Annotated in this window: 3 protein-coding genes; all 3 read right to left on the bottom strand. The window is 50.2% G+C overall.

The genetic code is table 11. From position 1 onward, the window contains the following. Positions 1-44: 44 nt before the first annotated feature. On the bottom strand, positions 45-1,043 hold the full coding sequence (gene ruvB / locus AC1WIP_RS13555) for a Holliday junction branch migration DNA helicase RuvB (protein WP_318704558.1): 999 nt from the start codon (positions 1,041-1,043) through the stop codon (positions 45-47). 18 nt (positions 1,044-1,061) lie between these two features. After that, positions 1,062-1,670, bottom strand: coding sequence for a Holliday junction branch migration protein RuvA (gene ruvA, locus AC1WIP_RS13550; protein WP_481142324.1), 609 nt, complete (start codon positions 1,668-1,670; stop codon positions 1,062-1,064). An 89-nt stretch (positions 1,671-1,759) separates the two neighbouring features. Continuing rightward, positions 1,760-3,136 (bottom strand): MATE family efflux transporter, encoded by a 1,377-nt coding sequence (locus AC1WIP_RS13545; RefSeq protein ID WP_481142325.1) that lies wholly within the window; start codon positions 3,134-3,136, stop codon positions 1,760-1,762. Between the last annotated feature and the right edge of the window lie 9 nt (positions 3,137-3,145).

Here is a 3,145-nt window from a genome sequence, read left to right as displayed (position 1 = left end):
AAGTATTATATATCATCTTCCAAACACAGGCAAGCACTAATTTGTCAAACCAAGGGGCCCAGCCCCAGATGGCGCCAGGCGCTTTCCGTGGCAACCCTCCCTCTTGGAGTGCGGTTTAAAAGGCCGTTTTGAATCAGATAAGGCTCATATACATCCTCAATGGTGCCGGCGTCCTCCCCGATGGCAGCAGCCAGGGTATCAAGCCCCACAGGACCTCCGTTAAACTTTGTGATCATGGTGGTTAAGAGATTTCTGTCAATATGATCCAAGCCCAGCTTATCCACATCCATGAGATCAAGGGCGGTCTCCGCCACCTGCCTGGTGATAACGCCGTCATACTTTACCTGTGCAAAATCCCTCACCCGCTTTAAAATACGGTTGGCAAGGCGCGGCGTTCCACGGCTCCTTCTGGCCATTTCTCTCGCCCCCTCAGGTTCGATCAAAACCCCCAGAACCCCGGCGGAATGCAGAATGATCTGCTGCAGCTCGTCCGTTGTATAAAATTCCAGGTGGTGGATCATTCCAAACCGGTCTCTTAAAGGAGCCGTCAGAAGGCCGGCTCTTGTGGTGGCCCCCACCAGAGTGAATTTTGGAAGCTCCAGGCGCACGGAACGGGCCGAGGAGCCCTTTCCGATCATAATATCAATGCAGTAATCCTCCATTGCCGGATAGAGAACCTCCTCCACCTGTCTGTTCAGCCGGTGAATTTCGTCCACAAAGAGCAGGTCTCCCTCCTCCAGATTGTTGAGAATGGCTGCCATCTCTCCCGGCTTCTCAATGGCTGGGCCGCTTGTAATTTTGATATGCACCCCCATCTCATTCGCAATAATACCCGCAAGGGTGGTTTTCCCCAGACCGGGAGGTCCGTAAAAAAGCACGTGATCCAGGGCATCCTTTCTCTGCTTTGCAGCCTTTATATAAACCTTAAGATTTTCCTTTATCTTAGATTGACCAATATAGTCATTCAGAGTCTGAGGCCTTAAAGAGCCTTCTATTTTTACGTCTTCTTCTGTCAGATTGGTCTCTATCGTTCTCCTTGCCATGAAAGCTCCCTTTCTGCCCTAAAACATTTTTTTCAGCGCCGCCTTAAGCACAGCTCCGGACTCCATGTTTTCAACGCCTTCTATAGAATTTACCGCCTTAAGCGCATCCGCCTGTCCATAGCCTAAGGAAACCAGCGCTTCCACGGCCTCCCGCTTCTGTGGTGTGTCTGCACAGGCATTCTCCATTGCGCTGGCTGAAATCTCCATACGGATCAAATCGTCGTCCTGCCGAATCTTGTCCTTCAAATCCAGAATCAGCCGCTGGGCCGTTTTTGCTCCAATTCCCGGCGCTTTGGCAATGGCCTTGGTATCTCCCGACAAAATGGCAAACCGCAGCGTATCCGCATCCATGGACGCAAGAAGGGCCAGAGCGCCCTTTGGCCCGATGCCGCTTACGGTAATCAGCTTTTTGAAAAGTTCCAGATCTCCCTTGGAGAGAAAGCCATACAGCAAAAAGGCGTCCTCCCTCACACAGGTGTAGGTGTAAAGCCGTACCCGCTGTCCCAGGCCGGGAAGCCTTGACGCTGTCTCGGGGGAAATTTTTATATTGTATCCAATGCCTCCCACGTCAAGAACGGCATTGTCCGGGGCGATATCCTCAATCCTTCCTTCTACATATGCGATCATCTTATCTTAAGCCTTTTCCTTCCAAACATATTTCCTATTCTAAAACTGCTAACCTGTTTTATTAAGTATACCATAATCGAACATATGTTTCAAGACTCTGTTTTCAACAATTTCCGGTACACCACCACAAAGCAGAGCAGATGTGCCAGGAAGGTCAGTCCCCAGCTGACAGGATAGGACCAATACAGGCACTGCAGTGTGGGAATCTCCTGAAAGACAGTGTAAATCCACAGAATCCGGAAGAGACAGGCCCCTGTGAGAGACACCAGCATGGGCATAACGGAATATCCCATGCCCCGCAGGGAACCCACCATCACATCCATCATGCCGCAGAGACAATAGGTGGTGCAGATAATGCTCATGCGCAGCAGGCCATAGGTGATTACCTCCGGCTCCGAGGAATACAGAAGCAAAAGCTTATCCCCTAAAAGGTAGGCTGCATTTCCAAAAAGCAGTCCCACAACCATCACAAGCGCCTGGCAGGTGAGTAAAATTCTGCCGATGCGCTTGTAATTTCTTGCCCCGTAGTTCTGTCCCGTAAAGCTGATGGCCGTCTGGTGAAAGGCGTTCATGGAGGTATACACGAAGCCCTCTATATTAGAGGCCGCCGTATTTCCGGCCATGGCCACAGAGCCGAAGGAATTCACAGAGGACTGAATCAAAACATTGGAAACAGAAAACAGCGCCCCTTGCAGTCCTGCGGGCACGCCGATCTGCACCATCCGAAGCAGCTTGTCAGGAACAATCCGAAGTCTTTTTAAGTCCAGCTTGTAATCACTATCCGAAAGCGCCAGGCAGCGAATCACCAAAACCGCGGAAATCACCTGAGAGATCACAGTTGCAATGGCTACACCGGCCACCCCCAGCCCGCAGACGATCACAAAGAAAAGATTCAGCACAACATTTACTACTCCGGCAGCAAACAGATAATACAAAGGTCTTTTGGTATCTCCCGCCGCGCGCAGTATGGCGCTTCCAAAGTTGTATGCCATGGTAGCCGGCATCCCTATAAAATAAATCCGCATATAAAGCACGGCCTGATCAATGACATTTTCAGGAGTTTCCATCAAAAGCAGGGCAGGCCTTGCAAGCAATACTCCCAGAAAAATCAGAAAGATACCGCTGATTAAGGAGGTGGCAATGGCCGTATGCACCATGTCCGACAATTCCTCCTTCTTTCCAGCCCCAAAAAAGCGGGCTGCCAGAACATTTGCACCCACCGACAGGCCGATAAACACATTGACCAAAAGATTGATCAAGGAGCTGGTGGAGCCCACGGCAGCCAGGGCTTCGCTTCCCACAAAACGGCCCACCACAACAATGTCGGCCGCATTGAACAGAAGCTGTAAAATCCCGGAAAGCATCAAGGGAATATAAAACAGCAGAATTTTCCCAAACAATGGGCCGTTGCACATATCAATCTCGTACTTTTTTGCATTTTTTTCTTTTGTCATAATACTCCTCATTTCCACTCC

This window comes from Acetatifactor sp. (genome assembly GCF_982438285.1).
Note: the sequence above shows the minus strand (reverse complement) of the source record. Positions and strands in the feature narration are given on the sequence as shown.

Coding starts and splice junctions, on each gene's coding strand:
- ruvB (WP_318704558.1), bottom strand. CDS start 1,043: ATGGCAAGGAGAACGATAGAGACCAATCTGACAGAAGAAGACGTAAAA.
- AC1WIP_RS13545 (WP_481142325.1), bottom strand. CDS start 3,136: ATGAGGAGTATTATGACAAAAGAAAAAAATGCAAAAAAGTACGAGATT.
- ruvA (WP_481142324.1), bottom strand. CDS start 1,670: ATGATCGCATATGTAGAAGGAAGGATTGAGGATATCGCCCCGGACAAT.